At 66.3% G+C, this 2,188-nt stretch carries 2 protein-coding genes; both read left to right on the forward strand.

Annotated features, from left to right (window positions below; genetic code table 11):
• Positions 1-864 (forward strand): polysaccharide deacetylase family protein (locus NCCP_RS14740; RefSeq protein ID WP_149958042.1); only part of this gene is annotated, 864 nt, incomplete at its 5' end.
• A gap of 29 nt (positions 865-893) precedes the next feature.
• The coding region (locus tag NCCP_RS14745) for an MFS transporter (RefSeq protein WP_149958043.1) at positions 894-2,188 on the forward strand (1,295 nt) is incomplete at its 3' end.

The following is a 2,188-nucleotide window of genomic DNA, read 5'->3' on the forward strand; positions in this document are numbered from 1 at the left end:
GTCGGTATCGACGTTGACGCTGTGGGTGGCTGGCTTGGCTCCTATGGCGGGGAGGATTCCCCGGGGGATATTTCCCGGGGCCTTTTCGCCGGGGAGGTCGGGGTGCCGCGGCTGCTGAAGCTGGCCACGGACCGGCAGATCCCGGTGACCTGGTTCTGGCCGGGGCACTCGGTGGAGACGTTCCCGGAGCAGTTCGAGGCCACCGTGGCGGCCGGGCACGAGGTTGGTGTCCACGGCTACAGCCATGAGAACCCGATCGCGATGACCCGCCAGCAGGAGACCGAGGTCCTGGATTACTGCGTTGAGCTGTTCGTGGCGCGCACCGGCAAGAAGCCGGTCGGCTACGTGGCCCCGTGGTGGGAGTTTTCCCCGGTGACCAACGAGATCCTGCTCGAGCGCGGGTTCCTGTATGACCACTCGCTGATGCACAACGATTTCACCCCGTACTACGTGCGCGTGGGGGACAGCTGGACCAAGATCAACTACGGGGCCGAGTCCGCGCGTGAGTGGATGAAGCCGCTGGTGCGCGGCCAGGAGACCGGGCTGATCGAGATCCCGGCCTCGTGGTACCTCGATGACCTGCCGCCGATGATGTTCATCAAGGGCAGCGCCAACAGCCACGGCTTCGTGAGCCCGCGCGATATCGAACAGCTCTGGAAAGACCAGTTCGACTGGGTGTACCGCGAGATGGACTACGCGGTGTTCCCGATCACCATCCACCCCGACGTTGCCGGACGGCCGCAGAACCTGCTCATGCTCGAGCGGCTCTTCGACCACTTCCAGCAGCATGAGGGCGTCGAGTTCGCCTTCATGGAAGACGTCGCCCGCGACTTCGCCATCCGCAACCCCCGCCAGAACCCCTGACGGTCCCGAAGCCAACGAAAGCTGCTGCCATGTCATCTCTTCGTTCCCCCCAAGGCCGCCCCGTCGAACCCTGGAACGTCCAGATAACCCGCAAGACGATCACGCACGTCTCGATCGTCTGCTTCATTGCCTGGGTCGCTTCCGTCTATGACTTCACGCTCTTTGGGACCCTGCTGCCGGTGATCGCCGACGAGTTCGGCTGGTCGGTCACCGAGGCCACGGCCATCAACACCTACGCCACCATCGGCGTGTTCCTCATCTCCCTGCTCGTGGGCGCCATCCTGGACCGGATGGGCCGCAAGAAGGCGCTGATCCTGCTCATGATCGGCGGGGCCGTCGCCTCGGGTCTGACCGGTGCCGCGATGGGTGCCGTAAGCCTGATCATCATCCGTTCCTTCTCCGGCTTCTCCATGTCCGAGGAGGTCGTCAACGCCGTCTACCTGAACGAGATGTATAAGGAGGCCAAGAGCCGCGGCCTGATGTATTCGCTGGTGCAGGGCGGTTGGCCGGTCGGTGCCCTGGTGTCGGCGGGCCTGTCGGCCCTGCTGCTGCCGGTGATCGGCTGGCGCTGGAGCTTCGTGGTTGCCGCGGTGCTTTCCCTGGTGGTGGTGCTTCTGGCGCTGAAGCTGCCCGAGTCCCCCACCTTCGCGGCCATGCAGGAAGTCAAGCGCCGCCGGGCCGCCGGTGACCTCGAAGGGGCCCGCGCCCTGGCCGCCGAGCACGACCTTGAAGAGGGCAGCCACCACCATGCGCGCCTGAAGGACGTTTTCACCCCGCAGCTGCGCCGGCACACCACCCTGCTGTCCCTGGCCTGGTTCTTCAACTGGTTCGGCATCCAGATCTTCGCCGTCCTGGGCACCACGGTGCTGGTGGAGGCCAAGGCGGTTTCCTTCGACAATGCCCTGCTCATCCTGGTCCTGGCCAACGCCGTGGGCTTCGTCGGCTACGTCTTCCACGGCTGGCTCGGAGACAAGATCACCCGCAAGCTGACCGTCGTCCTGGGCTGGCTGGCCGGCGGGGTGGTGAGCCTGCTGATGCTGCTGGGCCCGGGCACCCCGGCCATCATCATCCCGCTGTACGCGCTCACCCTCTTCTTCCTCACCGGCCCCTACGCGGCGCTGCTGTTCTACATGGGCGAGTCCTTCCCGGCCCATGTCCGCGGCACCGGCACCAACGTCGCCCACGTCATGGCCCCCATCGGCGGCATCGCCGGCTCGGGGCTGTTCACCATCCTGCTCGCCTCCGGAGTGGACACCGCCTGGGCGGCGATCATCGTCGGCAGCGGCGGCCTGCTCGCCTCGGCCCTGTGCATGGCCGGAACCCG

The organism is Zafaria cholistanensis (genome assembly GCF_008580665.1).
In the GTDB taxonomy this organism is placed as follows: domain Bacteria; phylum Actinomycetota; class Actinomycetes; order Actinomycetales; family Micrococcaceae; genus Zafaria; species Zafaria cholistanensis.